The organism is Pseudarthrobacter sp. P1, from assembly GCF_050156935.1.
Lineage (GTDB): Bacteria > Actinomycetota > Actinomycetes > Actinomycetales > Micrococcaceae > Specibacter.
In genome coordinates this window covers 3,718,146-3,737,917 of sequence record NZ_CP189584.1, presented here as the reverse complement: position 1 = coordinate 3,737,917, position 19,772 = coordinate 3,718,146, and the positions used below count along the sequence as shown (strand labels likewise).

Annotated in this window: 16 protein-coding genes, 1 pseudogene and 2 riboswitches; of the genes and pseudogenes, 6 read left to right on the top strand and 11 right to left on the bottom strand. The window is 68.9% G+C overall.

Annotated elements, in window-relative coordinates:
- The first annotated feature begins 12 nt into the window (after positions 1 to 12).
- Positions 13 to 672 carry an amino acid ABC transporter permease gene (locus ACQCSX_RS17580; protein WP_427016521.1) on the top strand — a complete coding sequence of 220 codons (660 nt, stop codon included), beginning with the start codon at positions 13 to 15 and terminating at the stop codon, positions 670 to 672.
- Entirely contained in the window at positions 659 to 1,504 is an 846-nt protein-coding gene (locus ACQCSX_RS17575) for an amino acid ABC transporter ATP-binding protein (protein ID WP_427016520.1), read from the top strand. The genes ACQCSX_RS17580 and ACQCSX_RS17575 overlap by 14 nt, the downstream gene beginning before the upstream one ends.
- A 9-nt stretch (positions 1,505 to 1,513) precedes the next feature.
- On the opposite strand, the pseudogene ACQCSX_RS17570 reads toward ACQCSX_RS17575, so the two are convergent.
- Positions 1,514 to 2,565 (bottom strand): annotated as a pseudogene (locus tag ACQCSX_RS17570) (IS630 family transposase).
- A 440-nt stretch (positions 2,566 to 3,005) separates the two neighbouring features.
- Here ACQCSX_RS17570 and ACQCSX_RS17565 point away from each other — a divergent pair.
- A complete protein-coding gene (locus tag ACQCSX_RS17565; protein ID WP_427016519.1) occupies positions 3,006 to 3,320 on the top strand; it encodes a hypothetical protein in 315 nt (104 codons plus the stop codon).
- An 86-nt stretch (positions 3,321 to 3,406) separates the two neighbouring features.
- On the opposite strand, the gene ACQCSX_RS17560 is transcribed toward ACQCSX_RS17565, so the two are convergent.
- On the bottom strand, positions 3,407 to 6,460 hold the full coding sequence (locus ACQCSX_RS17560) for an alpha-mannosidase (RefSeq protein ID WP_427016518.1): 3,054 nt from the start codon (positions 6,458 to 6,460) through the stop codon (positions 3,407 to 3,409).
- Between the two features lie 142 nt (positions 6,461 to 6,602).
- Entirely contained in the window at positions 6,603 to 7,478 is an 876-nt protein-coding gene (gene fdhD / locus ACQCSX_RS17555) for a formate dehydrogenase accessory sulfurtransferase FdhD (RefSeq protein ID WP_427016517.1), read from the bottom strand.
- Between the two features lie 66 nt (positions 7,479 to 7,544).
- Here fdhD and ACQCSX_RS17550 point away from each other — a divergent pair, with 66 nt between their 5' ends.
- Positions 7,545 to 9,875, top strand: a complete 2,331-nt coding sequence (locus ACQCSX_RS17550) for an FdhF/YdeP family oxidoreductase (RefSeq protein ID WP_427016516.1) — start codon at positions 7,545 to 7,547, stop codon at positions 9,873 to 9,875.
- Positions 9,876 to 10,124: 249 nt separating this feature from the next.
- Here ACQCSX_RS17550 and ACQCSX_RS17545 read toward each other — a convergent pair whose 3' ends face one another.
- The 7 genes from ACQCSX_RS17545 to ACQCSX_RS17515 all read right to left on the bottom strand — a co-directional run bounded on the left by ACQCSX_RS17545 (position 10,125) and on the right by ACQCSX_RS17515 (position 16,362).
- Entirely contained in the window at positions 10,125 to 11,345 is a 1,221-nt protein-coding gene (locus ACQCSX_RS17545) for a molybdopterin molybdotransferase MoeA (RefSeq protein ID WP_427016515.1), read from the bottom strand.
- A complete protein-coding gene (locus ACQCSX_RS17540; RefSeq protein WP_427016514.1) occupies positions 11,345 to 11,623 on the bottom strand; it encodes a DUF6457 domain-containing protein in 279 nt (92 codons plus the stop codon). The genes ACQCSX_RS17545 and ACQCSX_RS17540 overlap by 1 nt, the downstream gene beginning before the upstream one ends.
- A gap of 20 nt (positions 11,624 to 11,643) precedes the next feature.
- Positions 11,644 to 12,312 carry a molybdenum cofactor guanylyltransferase gene (gene mobA, locus ACQCSX_RS17535; protein WP_427016513.1) on the bottom strand — a complete coding sequence of 223 codons (669 nt, stop codon included), beginning with the start codon at positions 12,310 to 12,312 and terminating at the stop codon, positions 11,644 to 11,646.
- A gap of 163 nt (positions 12,313 to 12,475) precedes the next feature.
- Positions 12,476 to 13,249 (bottom strand): NlpC/P60 family protein, encoded by a 774-nt coding sequence (locus ACQCSX_RS17530; RefSeq protein WP_427016512.1) that lies wholly within the window; start codon positions 13,247 to 13,249, stop codon positions 12,476 to 12,478.
- A gap of 101 nt (positions 13,250 to 13,350) precedes the next feature.
- Positions 13,351 to 14,067 carry a C40 family peptidase gene (locus ACQCSX_RS17525; RefSeq protein ID WP_427016511.1) on the bottom strand — a complete coding sequence of 239 codons (717 nt, stop codon included), beginning with the start codon at positions 14,065 to 14,067 and terminating at the stop codon, positions 13,351 to 13,353.
- A gap of 52 nt (positions 14,068 to 14,119) precedes the next feature.
- Positions 14,120 to 14,300: riboswitch (cyclic di-AMP (ydaO/yuaA leader) on the bottom strand.
- 146 nt (positions 14,301 to 14,446) lie between these two features.
- The gene (locus ACQCSX_RS17520) at positions 14,447 to 15,292 is read right to left on the bottom strand and encodes a M23 family metallopeptidase (RefSeq protein ID WP_427016510.1); all 846 of its coding nucleotides are present in this window, start codon (positions 15,290 to 15,292) and stop codon (positions 14,447 to 14,449) included.
- A gap of 5 nt (positions 15,293 to 15,297) precedes the next feature.
- Positions 15,298 to 15,529: riboswitch (cyclic di-AMP (ydaO/yuaA leader) on the bottom strand.
- Between the two features lie 137 nt (positions 15,530 to 15,666).
- On the bottom strand, positions 15,667 to 16,362 hold the full coding sequence (locus tag ACQCSX_RS17515; RefSeq protein WP_427016509.1) for a metal-dependent transcriptional regulator: 696 nt from the start codon (positions 16,360 to 16,362) through the stop codon (positions 15,667 to 15,669).
- Between the two features lie 197 nt (positions 16,363 to 16,559).
- Here ACQCSX_RS17515 and serC point away from each other — a divergent pair, with 197 nt between their 5' ends.
- Both serC and ACQCSX_RS17505 read left to right on the top strand, forming a co-directional pair.
- Entirely contained in the window at positions 16,560 to 17,687 is a 1,128-nt protein-coding gene (gene serC, locus ACQCSX_RS17510) for a phosphoserine transaminase (protein WP_427016508.1), read from the top strand.
- A gap of 203 nt (positions 17,688 to 17,890) precedes the next feature.
- Positions 17,891 to 18,298 carry a VOC family protein gene (locus tag ACQCSX_RS17505; protein ID WP_427016507.1) on the top strand — a complete coding sequence of 136 codons (408 nt, stop codon included), beginning with the start codon at positions 17,891 to 17,893 and terminating at the stop codon, positions 18,296 to 18,298.
- Between the two features lie 91 nt (positions 18,299 to 18,389).
- Here the strand turns inward: ACQCSX_RS17505 and ACQCSX_RS17500 are convergent, their stop codons facing one another.
- Entirely contained in the window at positions 18,390 to 19,745 is a 1,356-nt protein-coding gene (locus ACQCSX_RS17500; protein ID WP_427016506.1) for a dihydrolipoyl dehydrogenase family protein, read from the bottom strand.
- Between the last annotated feature and the right edge of the window lie 27 nt (positions 19,746 to 19,772).

Genomic DNA, 19,772 nt, shown 5'->3' with positions numbered 1-19,772 from the left:
TTAGGGTGAACCATGAATCTTGATCTGGCTCTTCGGTCTCTGGGCCCGATGCTGCTGGAGGCTGTCCGGGGAACCATTCCCCTGACCTTGATCTCCTTTGCGCTGGGTCTGCTGATGGCCCTGCTGATCGCCCTGATGCGCATCAGCGGCAACCGCATCCTCGCCGCCGTCGCGCGCGTCTACGTCTCCATCATCCGCGGCACCCCGCTGCTGGTGCAGCTCTTTGTCATCTTCTACGGGCTCCCCTCGCTGGGGATCAAGCTGGATCCGTGGCCGAGCGCCGTCATCGCCTTCTCCCTGAATGTGGGCGGGTATGCGGCGGAGATCATCCGTGCCGCCATCCTCTCCGTCCCGCGCGGCCAGTGGGAGGCCGGGCACACCATCGGCATGTCCCGCGGCCAGACGCTGCTGCGGATCATCCTGCCGCAGGCGGCAAGGGTGTCGGTGCCGCCGCTGTCCAACACCTTCATTTCCCTGGTCAAGGACACCTCGCTGGCCTCGCTGATCCTGGTGACGGAGCTGTTCCGCGCCGCGCAGCAGGTGGCGGCGTTCAGCCAGGAGTTCATGCTGCTGTATCTGGAGGCGGCCCTGATCTACTGGGTGATCTGCCTGGGCCTCTCCACCCTCCAGTCCATGCTTGAAAAGAGGTTGGACCGCTATGTCGCCCACTGATTCCTCAACAGGCTCCACCGCTCCGGCTGGCTCCGCCAACGAGGCACCGGTCCTGAGCGTCCGTGGTCTGAAGAAGTCCTTCGGCACCAACACCGTGCTCCGTGGCATCGATCTGGATGTACCGCGCGGCTCGGTGGTGGCCCTGATCGGGCCCTCCGGTTCGGGCAAGACGACGATTCTGCGCTCGCTCAACGGGCTGGAGATCCCCGATGCTGGGACCGTTGCCGTTGCCGGCGACGACGGCGGCGGCAGTGCCGGCAGCGAGCGTCCGCCGCTGGCCGTCGATTTTGCCGCCAAGGTGGGCACCAAGACGATCGCGGCGCTGCGCGACCGCAGCGCCATGGTCTTCCAGCACTACAACCTCTTTCCGCACATGACGGTGCTGCAAAACGTCACGGAGGGGCCCATCCAAGTGCACAAGCGCCCCCGGGCCGAGGCGCAAGCGGAGGCGGAAAAGCTGCTGGACCGGGTGGGCCTGCTGGAGAAGAAGGACGCCTACCCCTTTGAGCTCTCCGGCGGTCAGCAGCAGCGGGTGGGCATCGTCCGCGCGCTGGCACTGAAGCCGCAGCTGCTCCTCTTCGACGAGCCCACCTCCGCCCTGGATCCGGAGCTGGTGGGCGATGTTCTGGAGGTCATCAAGGAACTCGCCGATGAGGGCTGGACGATGGTGATGGTCACCCATGAGCTGGCGTTTGCCCGGCAGACGGCCGATGAGGTCATCTTTATGGACGGCGGCGTCGTCGTCGAACGCGGCCCCGCCCAGGAGGTGCTGCGCGTGCCCAAGGAGGAGCGGACCCAGCAGTTTGTCCGCCGGCTTCTGCACGAGTTCTAGTGCGGTGTCTCAGTTTTCCTTGACGGATTGACGTGCAACGCGGCCGCGGGCGGCTTTTTCCAGGATTGATTCAGCGCTGGCCGTCCAGACCAGCGGCCGGGATCGGTGTTGTTCACCGCAATGTATTCCTCGATCGCCGCGGTCAGGTCCGGGACGGAGGGGAAGACCCCGCGGCCCAGTGCCTTCTCCGTCAGCTCCCGGAACCGGCGTTCGGCCAGGTTCAGCCAGGAGGACGAGGCCGCGGTGTTCTGCAGGTGGAACCGCGGGTGCTTTTCCAGGCCGTTGGGAACCTGTGTGTCGATGGTCTTCAGGAACCCGAGGAACCCGCCATGGCGGTGCTGGGGAACACAGGAACCGATGACCTTGCCGGTGGCGACCTCCAAGGCAGCGAAGAGCGTGGTGGTTCCGTTGCGTTTGTAGTCGTGGGTCATTGTTTCCCCGCGGCCCTTCTTCATCGGCAGCGAGGGTTGGGAGCGGTCCAGGGCCTGGATGGAGGTCTTTTCGTCCAGGCAGAGCACGATCGCGTTTTCGGGTGGCTTCAGAGACAGCCCGCACACATCGATGAGATTCTCCTGGAACTTCGGGTCGGTGGAGAGCTTGAAGGTCTTCACCAGGTGCGGTTTCAACCCACGGGCGGCCCAGATGCGTTGCACGTGGGCCGGGGAGACTCCGACCTGCGCGGCCATGGTGCGCACCGACCAGTGGGTGTGCCCTTCGGGCTTTGAGTTCTGCGTCAGCTCAACGATTTCGTCGATCCTCGACTGCGGGACCACGGGTTTGCGGCCCCGTCCGGCACGCACCTTGCCAAGCCTGGACAGGCCTGGACAGGCCTTCCTCGGCAAACCGGGCACGCCAGGAGCGCACCGTGACCGGGGCAATGCCCACGAACCGGGCAATCCACTCGTTGGCCAGACCTTCGGAGGCCATCAAAGGACCCGGGCCCGCTGCACCTCGCGATGGGACGCGATCTGGGATGCGGCCAGCGCTTCCAGGACGGTGCGCTGGGCGTCGGTGGGGGCCAGGGCCGGTACCGGGTTCGACCTGAACCCAGTCCCGTCCACAAGAAGCCATCTATTTTGGAGACACGCTCTGGTAGGCCATGGATAGCGGGTCGTGGCAACTGGCGGCCCAGGCCCCCGCCATCGCATAGACGGCCTCGATCTGGCCGTGGGCCAGGATCCTGGGACCGATGGCCCCGGGATCCTGGCCCACCTGCTGCCCCCACGTCGCCTGCGTGTCTGCGTGTCTGCGTGTCTGCGTGTCTGCCCCAGGATCGTGAAACGGGCGGCCTCGAAATGCCAGGCCCGTGGCAGCAACCCGACCGGCACGGGCGCCAGGCCCCATAGGCATCGATATCCTGGCCGGAGACATTCCCTTGACAACGGCCCGCAGAATCCCACTACACGGCATGGGCACTAGAACTCGCCCCAACCCGCGGCCACTGTGGCCCCATGGGGGACCGTCCCCGCGGAAGGGGGCCCTCATGGCCGATGTTTGGCTTTTGACATCCACCCAGGATTTGGTGGCCGCACGGCATATCGAATTGATCTGCCTTGGCACAGGCAGCATGGCCCGGAGCCTGAACGTGGTGGCCGGAGGCGCGTTGCTGCTGGTCACCACGTTTTCGGACGTGGTGCCGGGAGTTTCCCCCGAGTCCAAGCGGAGCTACCAGGAGAGCGCTGCCCGCGTCGCACGGACCAGCCTGCCGGTGGCCCTGAACGATGCCTGGCATGCCGCGGGCACGTCCAACGTGCCGCAGCTGGTGGACTACGACCATGCCAGTGGCAAATGGCGGATCGCCAAGCTGGGGGCATAACGGCGGCGCATGATCCCGCCCCAACTGAGTGGCAGTTATCGCACGTTTCGAGGTCAAAAACGTGACGTAGCTGCCACTCAGTTGGGCTAGAGGGCGAACCTGAGGGTCAGCAGCTGGAACGGCCGCAGCACCAGCTGTGCATGGTCCGGGCCAAGGTCGACGCCGGCAGGCACGGCCGCCGGGTCCTCCAGCAGGTCCACCACCGTGACCACGGAGACCGGGAAGTTGGCGCCGATCCGCCCCGCGGAGCGCTCGCCCAGCGATTCGTACAGCCGCACGATGACATCGCCGGAGCCGTCCTCGGCCAGCTTCACGGCCTCCACCACCAGCGCCGGGTTGGACACGGAGACCAGCGGCTCCACGGCGGTGGACCCGCGGACCACGCGCGGGGCCAGGTTGGTCCGGTATCCCTCCTCCACGGCGTCGGCAATGGAGGCCCCGGGACGGATGGCCACCACCAGTTCATGGCGGCCCAGGTCGGCAAAGGGGTCCGGGCTCTTGGGCGCGCGCAGCAGCGAAAGCCGCACCGTCGTCGTCGTGCCGCCATCCTCGGAGCGGACGGCGCGAGTGACGTCGTGCCCGTACGTGGAGCCGTTGGCGATGGCCACGCCGTAGCCGGGCTCGGCCACGTGGATCCAGCGGTGCGCGCAGACCTCGAACTTGGCCGCCTCCCAAGAGGTGTTGGTGTGCGTGGGCCGCTGGAGATGGCCGAACTGGGTCTCCGCGGAGGACACGGCGGCCCGTACGTCCAGCCCGAAACCCAGCTTGAGCAGCTTCTGGCTCTCCTGCCAGTCCACGATGGTGGTGATCTCCAGCGACGGCGCACCGGCGGCCAGCCTGATCCGCTGGCGCACCGGGGAGCTCCCCACCAGCCTCTCCACCACGACGACGGCGCTGTGGTCCCCGGCTGCGCCGGCACGTTCCAGCGCCACCGAGCGCGCGATGCCGGCGCGGACGGTGTCGTGCCGGTAGAACTCGTCAATGTCCCAGGCATCCCAGGCGTTGGGGGTGTCGCGGTGCAGCTGAAGCAGGTTGCCGACGGAACCGGGGGCGATGGCCTCGCGGCCCGAGGCGTGGTCCAGCAGCGAGGCCAGCAGTCCGTTGGCGTCCAGCACGGCGCGGATGACGCCGTTGTCCAGCACCCAGCCGCCGTCGAGCGCCTCGGCACTGACCTCCTCCGGCCCGGCGGCGGACACCGGCCCGGCACCGAGCGCCGGCACCCCGGCGCGCGGGTGCGGGGCGGCGTTGAAGAGCAGCTCCGCGTCCCCCGCCCCCGCGGTTCCCCCTGCTAGCGCGGATGTGGCGGCGGCGATGATGGCCTCCAGGCCGCGCTCGACGGCGGCGTAGTTGCGTTCGGCGTCCTGGTAGACCCAGGCGATGGAGCTGCCGGGCAGGATGTCGTGGAATTGCTGCAGCAGGACCAGCCGCCAGAGCCGCTTGAGCTCCGCCGCCGGATAGGCGGCACCGGTGCGGACGGTGGCCGTGGCGGCCCAGAGCTCCGCCTCGCGCAGCAGGTGCTCGCTGCGGCGGTTGCCCTTCTTGGTGTTCGCCTGGCTGGTGTAGGTGCCGCGGTGCAGCTCCAGGTAGAGCTCGCCCAGCCACACCGGCGGCGCCGCATATTCGGCCTGGGCCTGGGCAAAGAACTGGGCGGAGGTGCCGATGCTGACGGTGGGCGAACCCTCCAGGTCCGCCGCCCGGTGCGCTGCGGCGACCATTTCGCGGGTGGGGCCGCCACCGCCGTCGCCGTAGCCAAAGGGCACCAGGGACATCGTGCCGCGGCCGTGCTCGCGGTAGTTGCGCTGCGCATGGGCCAGCTGCCGGGCGTCCAGATCCGAGTTGTACGTGTCCACCGGCGGGAAATGGGTGAAGATCCGGGTGCCGTCGATGCCCTCCCAAAGGAAGGTGTGGTGCGGGAACCTGTTGGCCTGGTTCCAGGAGATCTTCTGGGTCAGGAACCACTCCATGCCCGCCGCCGCGGCAATCTGCGGCAGGGCGCCGGAGTAGCCGAAGCTGTCCGGCAGCCAGGTCTCCCGGCAGTCCACGCCCAGCTCGCTTCGAAAGAAGCTCTTTCCCTCCAGGAATTGCCGGGCCATGGCCTCCCCGCCGGGCATATTGGTGTCCGATTCCACCCACATGCCGCCCACCGGCACAAACTGCCCGGCGGCGGCCTTGGCCCGGATCCGGGCGAACAGGTCCGCGTAGTGCTCCTGCATCCACGCCAGCTGCTGGGCGGAGGAGCAGGAAAAGACAAAGTCGGGGTGCTGGTCCATCAATGCCAGGACGTTGGAGAAGGTGCGCGCGCATTTGCGGATGGTCTCGCGCACCGGCCACAGCCAGGCCGAATCGATGTGCGCATGACCGGTGGCCACCAGTGCATGGGCCGAGGCGTGGGCCGGGCTGGCCAGCGCCGGCGCCAGGGCTTGCCGGCCGGACGCGGCGGTGCCGGCGACGTCGTCGGGGTCCATCCGGTCCATCATGGCCTCCAGCGCGCGCAGCAGCCCGTGGCGGCGGGGCTCCTCCATGGGGAGCTCGTGCATGAGCCCGCGCAGCGTCTGGACGTCCTGGCGCAGCTCCCACACCTCGGTGTCCAGCTGGGCCACGGTGATGGTCCCCAGCCGGTAGGCCGGCACGTCCCCCGCGGTGGCGCGGTCCCCCAGCGGGTTGGGGGCAAAGGAGAAGCCCTGCGCCACGTCCGGGTTGCCGGCGGCCTCCACGTAGAAGTCCAACCGTCCGTCCACCGTCCCCAGCAGGTCCACGGGCACGTGCCTGGTGCGCGGCGAGACGGCTTTGGCGATGGTGCCGTCCAGCCGCCAGGCCAGGCCCTCGCACTGGAAACCGGGGGCCTCGGCGGTGAAGCCCAGCTCCACCAACACCTCCAGCGGCCCGGCACCGGCGTCGTACTCCCCGGGCAGGGCGCCGGTGATGTGCAGCCAGGTGGTGGACCATGGCGCACCCCACGGATCGCCGGCCGCGGCGGGCGTGAACTCCTGCGCCACCGCCTCGGCAAAGAGCACCGGCTCCCCCGGCGCGTCCCACCGGGTGGCGGCCAGCGGCCACTGGCGGCGGTAGATGGCCGGATCCAGGCGTTCGTACACGAAGCGGTCCAGCCGGGCCTCGGTCAGCAGGCGGTCATCATGCACGGGCGTCTCCTCGCACGGTCCGCGACAGTGCAGGCCCGCCGCAGCTCCACCCTAGTGTGGGTGCCCGGCGGGGACAACGACGGTGACGCCCCGCGGCGGCCGGGCGCCACCGGGCCGCCCGCCGACGTCGGGCGGCGTCCAGTCAGGCGCCGGAGCCCGTGCCGCCGATCCGCTCCGGGTGGCTGTAGACATTCATCGAGGCGCCGCGGCTGAACCCCACCAGCGTCACGCCAGACTCGATCGCCAGTTCAACGGCCAGCGACGACGGCGCGCTCACCGCTGCCAGCACGGGCACGCCCGCCATGGCCGCCTTCTGCACCAGTTCAAAGGAAGCCCGGCCTGAGACCTGCAGCACTGTATTGTGCAGCGGCAGCCGCCCGTCGCGCAGGGCCGCGCCCAGCACCTTGTCCACGGCATTGTGCCGGCCCACGTCTTCGCGCAGGTAGAGCAGCCTGCCGTCGGCGCCGTACAGACCGGCGGCGTGCACCCCGCCGGTCTTCTCAAAGAGCTTCTGGCCGCTGCGCAGCTCATCCGGCAGTCCGGCCAGCAGCCCGGCGGCCACCATCGGCGTGTCGCCGGCCGGGGCCACGGGGTGCCGGGAGGCCTTGCGGACCGCGTCGATCGAGGCGGTGCCGCAGATGCCGCAGGAGCTGGTGGTGTAGACGTTACGGGCGGCGGCCGTGTCCGGCAGGGCGACGTCGGGGCGCAGCTGGGCCTCCACCACGTTGAAGGTCTGCAGGCCGTTTTCATCCTCGCCGGCGCAGAACCGCTCCGAGATGAGCTGCCCGGGTTCCCAGATGACGCCCTCGGAGAGCAGGAAGCCGGCCACCAGGTCGAAGTCGTCACCCGGCGTGCGCATTGTGACGCTGAAGGGCCCGTGCCCCAGCCGGATCTCCAGTGGTTCCTCCACCGCAAGCTGCTCCTCGCGCGTCACGGTGCGCACCTGCTTTGGCGATTCCGCATCCGACGCGGTAAACCTGATCTTGAGCGCGCGAACGCGCATGCTGAGCCGTCCCATGATTCCTCCGGGTGAGTCTGATTGTCTAGGATCAGCGTAGAGCTTCAATGGCGAAGGGAACCCATCATGGCCTCCAAGGCACCGCAGAACAATATCGACGAGCAGAATCTGCACGTTGGCAAGGTCAAGTCCAAGGCGGTGGGCATCCCCGGCATTATGCATGCCATGGCCATCTCGCTGGAACAGATGGGGCCGGTGCGCACGGCCCAAACCCTGCTGAAAATCAACCAGAAGGACGGCTTCGACTGCCCCGGCTGTGCCTGGCCCGAGGAGGAGAAGCGGCATGCCGCCGAGTTCTGTGAAAACGGGGCCAAGGCGGTTGCCGAGGAGGCCACCCGGCGGCGCGTCCCGCCGTCGTTCTTCGCCGAGCACTCCGTGGCGTCCCTGCTGTGGCGCGACGACTACTGGCTGGGGCAGCAGGGCCGGCTGACGGACCCGATGTTCTTGGCCGACGGCGCGGAGCACTATGCGCCGGTGTCCTGGGATTTTGCGCTGGACCTGCTGGCCAGCGCTCTCTTGGGTCTCGCCGATCCCAACGAGGCCATCTTCTACACCTCCGGCCGGACGTCCAACGAGGCCGCCTTCGTCTACCAGCTGCTGGTGCGCGGGCTGGGCACCAACAACCTGCCGGACTGTTCGAACATGTGCCACGAATCCTCCGGCTCGGCCCTGACCGAGACCATCGGCATCGGCAAGGGCTCCGTCTCGCTGGCGGACATCCACAACGCCGAGCTGATCATCATCGCCGGGCAGAACCCCGGCACCAACCACCCGCGGATGCTCAGTGCGCTGGAGAAGGCCAAGCAGAACGGCGCTGCCATCGTCAGCGTCAATCCGCTGCCGGAGGCCGGGCTGATGAACTTTGAAAACCCGCAAACCCCGCGCGGCCTGGTGGGCGGCGGCACCGCGCTGACGGACGATTTCCTGCAGATCCGCCTCGGCGGGGACCAGGCGCTGTTCCAGGGGCTGGGCAAGTTCCTGCTCGAGGAGCACCGCCGCCCCGGCGGCACCTGGGAAGGCCGGGTGCTGGACACCCCCTTCATCGAGGCGTACACCACCGGGCTGCACGAGTGCCTGGACCAGCTGGCCGCCGTGTCCTGGGACGAGATTGTGCTGGCAACGGGCCTGGAGCTGGAGCAGATCCATGCCACCGGCCGGCGCCTGCTGGAGTCCAAGGCCACGGTGGTCTGCTGGGCCATGGGCCTGACCCAGCACAAGCACTCCGTGGCCACGCTGCGCGATGTGGTGAACCTGCTGCTGCTCCAGGGCAACATTGGCAAGCCCGGCGCCGGCGTCTGCCCGGTCCGCGGCCACTCCAACGTCCAGGGAGACCGGACCATGGGGATCTTCGAGCGGATGCCCGCAGCCTTCCACGACGCCCTCGATGCCGAGTTCAGGTTTGCCTCCCCGCGCGCCCACGGCTACGACACCGTGGCCGCCATCGGGGCCATGCGCGACGGCGCAGCCCGGGTCTTTGTGGGCATGGGCGGCAACTTTGCCCGCGCCACCCCCGACACCTCCGTCACCGAGGCCGCCCTGCGCAAGCTGGACTTGACGGTGCAGATCTCCACCAAGCTGAACCGCTCGCACCTGGTCACCGGGCGGCAGGCCCTGATCCTGCCCACCCTGGGCCGCACGGAGCGGGACACCCAGTCCGGCGGCGACCAGCGGGTCACGGTGGAGGACTCCATGAGCGCAGTGCATGCCTCCCGCGGCCGGCTGGCCCCGGCGTCGGCGTCGCTGATGTCCGAGGTGGCCATCGTCTGCGCGCTGGCCGCTCGCCTGTTCACCGGCGACGACGGCGGTGCGCGCCCCGGCGCCCCGGTGGCCGACTGGGACGCGATGGCCGCGGACTACGGCCGGGTGCGGGCGCACATTGCCGCCGTGGTGCCCGGCTTTGGCGGCTTCGAGGAGAAGATCGCCAAGCCCGCCGGCTTCATCCTGCCGCACGGCCCGCGCGATGGGCGCACCTTCGACACGCCCAGCGGCAAGGCGGTCTTCACGGCCAACCCGCTGGAATACCCCAAGGTGCCGGCGGGCCGGCTGCTGCTGCAGACCCTGCGCTCGCACGACCAATACAACACCACCATCTACGGCAAGGACGACCGCTACCGCGGCATTTACGGCGGCCGCCGCGTGGTGCTGGTGAACGCGGCGGACCTGGCCACGCTGGGCATCGCCGACGGCGCGATGGTGGACCTGGTCTCGGAATGGACCGACGGCGTGGACCGCCGGGCGCCGGGCTTCCGCGCCGTGGCCTACTCCACCCCGGTGGGCTGCGCGGCGGCCTACTACCCGGAGACCAACGTCCTGGTGCCGCTGGATTCCACCGCCGATGTCAGCGGCACGCCGACGTCGAAGTCCGTGGTCATTCGCCTCGAGCCGGCCGCGGGTTAGGCTGAAGGCGTCCGGTGGTTGGGCCCGAAGGTCTCGCGAGCCCAGCCACCGGGCTTCCACGCTCTCGCTGGTTGAGCCTGTCGAAACCCGGTGAGACGGCCGTGCCCCCGGCCGAGGCTGACGCCGAATTCCGTTCATGACGCAGTCGTGGTCATGTCCCAGAAGGGAATCGGCGTCATGGATGCAGTTGTGCGTCCTGGAGAGGTGCCCCGGGAGGTCTCGACAAGCACCGGCCACCGGACCCGGCGGCTACTTCCAGGGCAGCGGGATGGCCCGGACCATTTCGCCCATCTTCGCCCCGTGCGGCGGCACCAGCATCACGCCGTCGGCCGCGGCCAGCCCGCGCATCATCGCCGAGTCGCTGTGCGCAGTGGGCGAGGCCAGCCCATAGACCAGCCGGTACGGCATCAGCCGCGTGGGTCCGGCGTATTCCTTGATCGGCGTCCCGCAGGCCACCTCCAAAGTGGCCGGGGCCGGTCGGCTGCCCAGCCGGGCCAGCAGCGGCGCCCCTACGGTCAGCAGCCCGATCATGGCCGCCAGCGGATTGCCCGGCAGCCCCACCACGAAGCGGCCGTCCGGCAGCTCCGCCAGCAGGGTGGGGTGCCCCGGGCGCATGGCGATGCTCTCGATCAGGAACGTCCCGCCCATGGTGGCGATGGCCTCGCGGAGGAAATCCGCGCGCGAGTGGCCGGTGGCACCGGTGGTGACAAGCACGTCGGCCGGGTCCTGGGCGGAATCCTCCAGTGCGGCCAGCACCGAGGCGAGCGAGTCGGCGGCGCGCTGCTGGCCCACCACCGCGCCGCCCAACAGGGTGACGACGGCGCCGAGCTGGGGCGAGAACGCGTCGCGGACCTCCCCGGCGGCCGGGATGCCGGATTCCACCACCTCGTCGCCGGTGAACACCAGCTTCACGGCGGGCCGGCCCAGCACCTGCAGTTCGTCGAGCCCGCCCAAGGCCGCCAGTGCGAGGTGTGCCGGGTTCAGCGTGGTCCCGGCCTTGACCAGCACCTCGTCCCGGGCGGCCTCCTGGGCCGCCGGGCGGATGTGGACGCCGTTCTTTGGCTCCCCCGGCCGGGCCGCGGCGCCGCGCACCAGCACCGGCAGGCCGTCGTCGTCCGTGGACAGCTCGCCCCACTCACTGCGCAGCACGGCCTTGGCCCCGGGCGGAATGTTTCCTCCCGTGACGATCGGGCTGGCCTGGCCCGCGACCAGCGCGGCCCCGGGCTCGGCCAGGATCCACGGCGGGCTTCCGGCCACGGCCCAGCCATCCATCGCGGAGGACGCATAGTGCGGCATGTCGTGGGCGGCCACGGCGTCGGCGGCCAGGATCCGGCCCAGCCCCTGGGCCAGCGGCACGGCGTGGGCAGGCAGCGGCGCCGTGCAGTCGAAGGCGCGGGCCCGCGCCTCGTCCCAACTGCGCGGCAGCCGCACCGCCTCCCCCGCACCCTCGATGCCGGGGACCTCCCCCACTACGCCGGTTCTCCGGATTCCGCCTCGGCCAGCGCCCGCGCCATGTCGATGGCCGAACGGATGGCCAGGTCCGCGGTGGACTCTCCGTGGCCGGCGGCGAGGCCCGCCGCCAGCCCCGCCACGAAGGTGGTCAGCGGGGCGGCCGGGCGGACCACGCGGTGCGCAGCCACGGCGGCCAGCGACAGGATGGCGTCGGCATCGATCTCGATGTCGGAGATTTCAAACGCCTGCACCAATGTGTGCAGCCAATCGCTAAGGACCTCGTCCTGGCTTTTCATGTGGATCCTCCCGGTGCGGCTCAGATGGTGCCGGGCTCGGTGGCCCGGTGCGGGCCAACGCCCAGTTGTGCGGCATCGGCCCAGGTATCGACGTCGGCCGTGCTGGCTGCCGGAACGATAACCCGTGCCAGCGGCAGCCCGGCCGCTTCAAGACTAGCAACCAAGGGGTGCACCGGGGCGTTTTCGAGACCCCGCGTTGCCCGCAGATCCGCCAGCGCCGCGCCGAGCCCGGCGGCCGGATAGACGGCGGCCAGCGGCTGGTCGCGCCCGGCGTCCACCGCGATGGCCCCCGCCGCCTCCGGATGGTCCGCGAGCCAGCCGGACAGTGCCTCCAGCGCACCGGCGATGCCGGGCATGTCGCACGCCAGCACCACCACGCGTGCACCGGGTTCCCGGTCCTGCGGCGGCAGCGCAGCCAGGCCCGCCGCGATGGCGGCCGCCGGTCCGGCGAACGGCGGATCCTCGCGCACCAGCAGGGCGCCCGGGACGGTTTCCAGCAGCGCCGCGGCCTCTGCCTCGGGGCCGACGACGGCCATGGGCACGCGGCAGCCCGGCCTCTCCAGCACCGACCGCACGGCGGCCACCGTGCGGGCCAACAGCGCCTCGCCGTCGTACTCCAGTGCCGCCTTGGACACCCCGCCCAACCGGGAGGACCGCCCCCCGGCCAGCACAATTGCGCTCTGCGCCACCGCCAACCCCGCCATCATTCCCCTTCCAACCACGCGAACAAGCACTTGCGGATAGTGTTGGGCCCCCACACTAGCCGCAAGCGCTTGTTCGGCGGAGTGGAAGGGGCGTTAAACGCGCGCAGCCCCCACCTGGACAGTGGGGGCTGGTGCGGTGCGATCGGACCTAGTGGCCGATGGCGATGAAGACCGGGCCGGAACCCAGGTAGGCGCTTGCCACGGCGGTGGTGCCACCGTTGAAGCCGCCGTGCACGGCCTGGCCGTTGCCAACGTATACGGCGATGTGCGGGACACCGGCGCCGGCGTTGCCGTAGTAGATCAGGTCGCCCGGCTGTGCCTCGGCGGCGGAGACGGTGCGGCCCAGGGACAGGTAGCCGGCCGGCCAGCCGTGGTAGAAGATGCCTGCGGCAGCAAGGGAGTTGCTGGCCAGCGCGGTGCAGTCCTGCATGACACCCAGCTGGGAGTACGCAGCAGCGGCGATCGTGGCGCCAACACCGCTGGCAACAATGGGAGCCGTGCCGGTGCCCGGGGTGCCGTTGGAGGCGGCCGGAGCAGCGGCCAGCGCGGCGCCGGGGCCCTGTACGGTGGCGACGTCGTTGCTCTTGACCTCGACGACGGGCTTGACAACCTCGGGGGCCGGGGTGGAGCTCACGGCCGGGCTGGCGAAGGAGATCTTCACGGTGGAGGCCGCGGTGACGGCCTCGGCAGCCTCGGTGTTGACGTTCAGGGTGGAGGTTGCGTCAGCAGTGCGCTCCACGGTGGGTTCGGCCGCGTTGGCGGCGATTCCGGAGGTCAGGACCAGTCCGGAAGCGGCAGCGATGACAGCTGCCTGGCGGCCTACGCCACCTGCGTTGTTGCTAACAGCCTTGGCAATGACTGAGATCGAGCTGGTCTTGGTGACCTCGGCGCGGTGCCGTGCAATCGGTGCACGAGTCGTCATGTAATGCTCTCTTTCGATGTCCTCAAGCTGGAGGGGGTTCAGCTTTCTGGTGTTTCGGGCTCGGCGGAAGATTGGGCGGCCCGCCGGCCCGCCTGTGCAAGTTACGGGAGGGTGTAGAAAACGCTGGTTCCAGTGGCCGACGCCGGCAGGAGCAAGGTGCCCTGGCTCGGGTTCAGCGCGCTGATGACCATGCCGTTGCCGACGTAGATGCCGACGTGGACGCCGCCGTTCTGGACCACCAGGTCACCCGGCTGCGGGTTGGCGGTGGGAACCATGACGCTCCACTGGTTGACGCGCGGGATGGAGATGCCGGCCTGGGCGTAGGCCCACTGGACAAATCCGGAGCAGTCCCAGCCGCCCGGGCTGGTGCCGCCCCAAACGTAGGGGGAACCGATGCCGGCGTAGGCGGCAGCGGCAACGCCGGCCTGTCCCGCGCCGACCATGGCGGCCGGAGCCGCAGCGGCCGCAGCAGGCACGGTGGCGGCAGCGGGCGCAGTGGCGGGTGCGGCAGCCGGAGCGGCGGCCTCTACGGTGTCGGCCTTGGCTGCCACCTGGGCAACCACGGGGGCTGCCACCAGCTCCGAGGAGACCTCGGTGCGGGCAAAAGAAACAGCCGCGGTGGCGGGGACCGTTACGGGGGTCTCGGCAACCTGGACGGCTGAGGAAGTTTCGGTGCTCACGGGGCCGGATTCGGCGGCCTGGGCAGGGAGGCCAATGCTGACGATGAGGCCGGAGGCGGCTGCAACGACAGCGGCCTGGCGGCCAAAGGTCCCGGCATTGGACGAGACTGCTTTAGAAATAGCCGCAAGCGGGTTCACGCTTGCAGAGGGCGCACGGTGGCGCCCAAGGACGGTGTTTGAAGACACGACTAGAGCCTCTCCCAATGCCTGCGAGGTAAGCTGTCGGATTCGGATGGGAGTCACCCGGCCGCTCCACATTCCCATCGGTTGACCCGTGGAATGCTTCGCGGCTTCACCCCAAGGGCTTCTTTGGAAAGAAGCCCGAAATTGGTTCCCCCGCCTCTGCCAGACGAATGTTGCGAACGGACCGCAGGTGGTGGCAGAGCTAGGCAATCCACGTGCGGGCGCCCCCTTTTATTGGAAGGAGGCGCACTTACGACGGTACAGGAGTTTCAAATCAATGTCACGTTAAGATCACGGAACATTGTGGAAATCGTGATCTTCCGCCTCTAGCTTTTTAGAGCCAACCGAGCGGGTCGACGGTCTTGCCATCGATCATCACTTCGAAGTGCAGGTGGCAGCCGGTGGAGGCTCCCGTGGTGCCGCTGAGGGCCAGTTCCTGGCCGCGGGTGAGCTTCTGGCCCACCTTGACCTCAATGGAGGAGAGGTGGTTGTACGTGCTGGAGAGCCCGTTGCCATGGTCAATCACCACGCGGTTTCCGCCGCCATAGGGGTGCCAGCCGGCAAAGGTCACGGTGCCGCCGGCGGCAGCGTGGACGGGCGTGCCACAGGCGATGGCGAAGTCCTGGCCGGTGTGCTCTTCGCCCAGCTGGCCGGTGAGCGGGTTCACGCGGGCACCGAAGCCCGACGTGGGGGTCAGCGAGTCCAGCGGAGCGCCAAGGGTTCCCTTGGCGGCCGCGGGCGTGACCTTGGCGGCGGTGGCAGTCAGGGTCTGGTGCAACTTGCCGTCGGCGTCCAGCGAGCTGCCCACGGACGGGCGGGAGAAGGAGACGGATGCGGCGGAGTCTGCTGTCACCATGGCCGCTTCTGCGGCCACAGAGCCGGTGCCTTCGGTGGCCAAGGCCGGGGTTGTGCCGGGGACCGTGACGGCCAGGGCCAGTCCCGTCACGGCCAGCGCAATGCCGACCTTCTGGCCGGCGCCGGTGGCGACGGCCAGGTCCGAGAGCTGGCGGGCGGTGCCGCCGAGGCCGCGGTGGCGGGTGCGCTGTTCGGCGCGGATTGCATCGCGGCGGCTAAGCGTGCTGGCCGCCGCGGGTGCCGCCATAACAAGGTCGACGGCGGAGGGCGTGGCGGGCAGGTTGCCGCCGGCGCGGCGTCGGCCGTGCTGTTTCTCGATGGACAAGTTTCTAAGCCTCTCTTGTACACCTGCGGAGTTAGCTGTCGGATTCGAGTCAGAGACTTGCGTCAACTCGGCCCGGCGCAACGCCCGCACAGGGCACAGGCACCTGAAGGAAGGGATGCATCTGTGCAGATCGTGCGGCCGCCGTGAACGGACTTCACCCCAAGGCCACGGTCAATACCGCAGCCGGAAAAGTGGTTCCTCCGCCCTGCCTGTCAAGGATGTAAGCCACTCTCCGCAGGCAAGGCTCGGCGCCGGAGAATGTAACGCTTTGGTATCAGCGTCTGGTAACCACTATACGTGAATCGGATCAGACCGTGACCTGCTTGTTACCTAAGCTGTGGAGAACTGGTGGGTTGTCCGATATCCAGTGTGCGTTAGCCGACCGTCACAAAGACGTGGCCGGCAACTTCCGGCGGGAGCTCCAAGGCACCTTCGATGCCCGGCACGCGGACGGAAATGTACTCGCCCACCTGCTCCAGGGAAATCTTCGCCCCGGGGCGCATGCCACCCTCGTCCAGCTGGGTCAGCAGCTCCGGTTCCACCTGGATACGCTCGGACAAGCGGGCGATGCGGACACTGCTGCCAGCGGTGTAGTTTTCCATGACATCGATCAGGTTCACGACGCCGTCGGTGAAGGACGCCGGGGCCGGCCCGCCCAGCTCTTCCAGGCCGGGGATCGGGTTGCCGTACGGGGATTCCGCGGGGTGGCCGAGCAGGTCAAAGAGCCGCTGTTCCACGCGCTCGCTCATCACGTGCTCCCACCGGCAGGCCTCGTCATGGACGTAGGCCCAATCCAGGCCGATGACATCGGAGAGCAGCCGTTCGGCCAGGCGGTGCTTGCGCATCACCTTGGTGGCCTTGTCGCGGCCCAGCGCGGTCAGCTCCAGGTGCCTGTCGCCGGAAACCACCACCAGGCCATCGCGCTCCATCCGCCCGACGGTCTGGGAGACGGTGGGCCCCGAGTGGTGCAGACGCTCGGCAATGCGCGCCCGCAGCGCAACAATGTTCTCTTCTTCGAGCTCCAAAATGGTCCGAAGGTACATTTCCGTTGTGTCGATCAGGTCCGTCATGTCAACACCCTCCTGGCGTTTGAAGTTCAGTGGGTGGCCTTGGTCACAGATGCCGCGGTTCACCGTTGGCGCTGCTGGCGCACGCCCCCACCCATCCTACGTTCGTATTACGCCGGTTAGTTCTCAGCGCACGTCTGCGGCAGAATTGTCCATAGCCTCCGGGCCGCCACCCACCGCCAATTTCTTTGGAGCCACTTGTGAGCGAATCCACTGCCCTGACCATTCCCGCAGATTTGCTGCCCGCGGACGGACGGTTCGGTGCCGGCCCGTCCAAGGTCCGCGCAGAGCAGGTGGAGGCACTTGCCGCCGCCGGCCGCAACCTCCTGGGCACCTCCCACCGCCAGGCGCCCGTGAAGAACCTCGTGGGCGAGGTCCGCAGCGGCCTGAGCCAGTTCTTCAAGGCCCCCGAAGGCTACGAAGTCATCTTGGGCGTGGGCGGTTCCACCGCATTCTGGGACATCGCCAGCTTTGGCCTGGTGGAGAAGAAGGCCCAGCACCTGAGCTTCGGCGAGTTTGGCTCCAAGTTTGCCTCCGCCACCAACAAGGCCCCGTTCATTGAGGCCTCCTCCATCATCACCTCCGAGCCCGGCACCCGCCCGGTGTCGGTGGCCGAGGCCGGCGTGGACGTCTACGCCTGGCCGCAGAACGAGACCTCCACCGGCGTTGCCGCCCCGGTCAAGCGCGTTGACGGCGCCGACGACGATGCGCTGGTGGTCATCGATGCCACCTCCGCCGCCGGCGGCCTGCACGTGGACATCGACCAGGCCGATGTGTACTACTTTGCCCCGCAGAAGAACTTCGCCTCCGACGGCGGCCTGTGGCTGGGCCTGTTCTCCCCCGCCGCGCTGGAGCGTGCCGCCCGCATCAAGGCCAGCGGCCGCTGGATCCCGGACTTCCTGGACCTGCAGACGGCCATTGACAACTCCAAGCTGAACCAGACCTACAACACGCCCGCGCTGTCCACGCTGGTGTCGCTGAATTCCCAGGTGAAGTGGCTCAACGACAACGGCGGCCTTGACTTCGCCAGCGCCCGCACCGCCGATTCCGCCGGCCGCCTGTACTCCTGGGCCGAGTCCTCCGCCGTTGCGACGCCGTTCGTCGCCGATCCGGCCGACCGCTCCAACGTGATCGTCACCATCGACTTCGACGAGGGCGTCGACGCCGCCAAGGTGGCCAAGGTGCTGCGCGCCAACGGCATTGTGGACGTGGAGCCCTACCGCAAGCTCGGCCGCAACCAGCTGCGCGTGGCCACCTTCGTGGCCATCGACCCCGAGGATGTCACGGCGCTGACCCGCTGCATCGACTACGTGATTGAAAACCTCTAGCGGCCCCGGACGTTAGCACCCCTGCCGTGGGCGCCCCTCGATCTTCGAGGGGCGCCCACGGCGTTTTAACCCGAGCCTGCCACAGCGCCTCCCGCCCGGTTGCCGCGGGTCTCCCCCGGGCCAAATTAGCGCCGATCCGGCCGCTTTCCACGGGGCCTTCCCTGGCTGTGGGGCGTAAAATTCACAGGGTAGGAGGTGCCAAAATGACACTCGTATTAAGCAAAGCCACAACAGTCCTGCCAGTCGATGATCTAGCCCGCGCCCACGGTTTCTACACCGAAACCCTTGGACTCCCGCACCATGGCATGGCAAGTGACGGAAGCGATCTGTTCGGCAATGAAGGCGGCCCCATGCTGCAATTGATGCCGACCACCGACGGCATGCACTCGGAGCACACCGCCATCAGTTTCGAAGTACCGGATGTGGAGGCCGCAGTTGCGGAAATGAGCGCCCACGGCGTGAAGTTCCAGGACTACGACCTGCCCGACCTGAAGACCGAAAACCACATCTGCACCACCGATTCGGAAAAGTGCGCCTGGTTCATGGACACGGAGAACAACATCCTGTGCATCCATGAAACCCTGGGCGTCGGAGCGGAGTACAGCCTCTAGGGGTTCCCGCTGCGGCAAAGCTGCCGCAAGCGCCGGCCGGGGGATGGAAGTCCTCCGGCCGGCGCTTGCGGCGCGGGCAGCCGCCCGGCCGTCAGGCCAGGTTCGTGAGGGCCGTTTCGATGGCGCGGTGGAACGTGGGGTACGCGTAGATCATCCGCCTCAGCGTGGCGAGCGGAATCCGCGCGTGCACCGCCAGCACCAGGGCCGAGAGCACTTCGCCGCCCGACGGGCCGGCCGCCGTCGCCCCCACCAGAACGCCCTGTTCCGCGTCGGCCACCAGCTTGATGAACCCTTGGTTTCCCGCCTTGTGGATCCAGCCCCGGGAGGAGGACGGCAGGTCGGTGCTGCCCACCAGAACCTGCAACCCCTTTTCGCGCGCCTGGGATTCGGTCATTCCCACGGAGCCGATTTCCGGATCCGTGAAGGTCACCCGGGGCACGGCGTGGTACTCGGCACCGCCGCGGTCCAGGCCAAGGATGTGGCCCGCCGCAATGGATGCCTGGTACATCGACATGTGGGTGAAAGCGCCCTTGCCCGCCACGTCGCCGATGGCGTACACGCCGTCGGCGATCTGCAGGAAGGCATCCACCTCGGGAAACCGGGCGGCCGGGTCAAGGCCCAGGACTTCAATGCCCGTGGAAGCCAGGTTGGATGTTCTGCCGGTGGCCACCAGCAGCCGTTCCGCGGCCAGGCTGTGCCCGTCGACGACGGCGGTGAACATGGCGCCGTCGTGGTCCACCCGGTCAATGTGCGCCCCGGCAAGGACAGTGATGCCCTCCTCCCGCAGCACTCCGGCCAGCAATTCGCCGGCTTCCGGTTCCTCCGGCGGGAGCAGCCCGGGGGCAGCCTCGAGCACGGTGGTGCGCGTGCCGAAGCGGGCGAAGGCCTGGGCCAGCTCCGATCCGATGGCCCCGCCGCCAATGACCATCAGCGATGCGGGCGCCGCCGTGGCGGCCACCGCATCCCGGTTGGTCCAATAGGGGGTGGCGGCCAGACCGGGGATCGGCGGAATCGAAGGCTCCGTGCCCGGGTTGAGCACAATGGCCCGCCGCGCCGTGATGCTCGCGCCGTCCACCACCAGCGTCCGGGGCCCGGACAGCCGGCCGCGGCCGCGGACCAGGCGCACGCCCTTGTCCGCAAGTCGCTTGGCCGCCACTGCGTCGTTCCAATCGTCCGTTGCCTCGGAGCGGATCCGCTCCGCCACCGGGGTCCAGTCGGGGCTGACAACGGCGTCCCCGGCCAGGGAGTGCACCCTGCGGGCCTCGGCGAGTGTGCCGGCGGCGCGGACGATCATCTTGCTCGGGATGCAGCCGTAGTAGGGGCACTCGCCGCCCACCAGCCGCGATTCGACCCCGACAACGCTCAGCCCTGCTTCGGCCAGTTCCCCGGCCAAGGCCTCGCCGCCGGGGCCGAGCCCCACCACCACAACATCTGCCAGATCAGTCATCGCAACGCCTTCCGTAGTGCTTGGTGG

What these genes read in the sequence shown, in the direction of transcription:
- ACQCSX_RS17580 (WP_427016521.1), top strand. Translation starts at nt 13, where the DNA reads ATGAATCTTGATCTGGCTCTTCGGTCTCTGGGCCCGATGCTGCTGGAG.
- ACQCSX_RS17575 (WP_427016520.1), top strand. Translation starts at nt 659, where the DNA reads ATGTCGCCCACTGATTCCTCAACAGGCTCCACCGCTCCGGCTGGCTCC.
- fdhD (WP_427016517.1), bottom strand. Translation starts at nt 7,478, where the DNA reads ATGGGACGGCTCAGCATGCGCGTTCGCGCGCTCAAGATCAGGTTTACC.
- ACQCSX_RS17550 (WP_427016516.1), top strand. Translation starts at nt 7,545, where the DNA reads ATGGCCTCCAAGGCACCGCAGAACAATATCGACGAGCAGAATCTGCAC.
- ACQCSX_RS17540 (WP_427016514.1), bottom strand. Translation starts at nt 11,623, where the DNA reads ATGAAAAGCCAGGACGAGGTCCTTAGCGATTGGCTGCACACATTGGTG.
- ACQCSX_RS17530 (WP_427016512.1), bottom strand. Translation starts at nt 13,249, where the DNA reads ATGACGACTCGTGCACCGATTGCACGGCACCGCGCCGAGGTCACCAAG.
- ACQCSX_RS17515 (WP_427016509.1), bottom strand. Translation starts at nt 16,362, where the DNA reads ATGACGGACCTGATCGACACAACGGAAATGTACCTTCGGACCATTTTG.
- ACQCSX_RS17505 (WP_427016507.1), top strand. Translation starts at nt 17,891, where the DNA reads ATGACACTCGTATTAAGCAAAGCCACAACAGTCCTGCCAGTCGATGAT.
- ACQCSX_RS17500 (WP_427016506.1), bottom strand. Translation starts at nt 19,745, where the DNA reads ATGACTGATCTGGCAGATGTTGTGGTGGTGGGGCTCGGCCCCGGCGGC.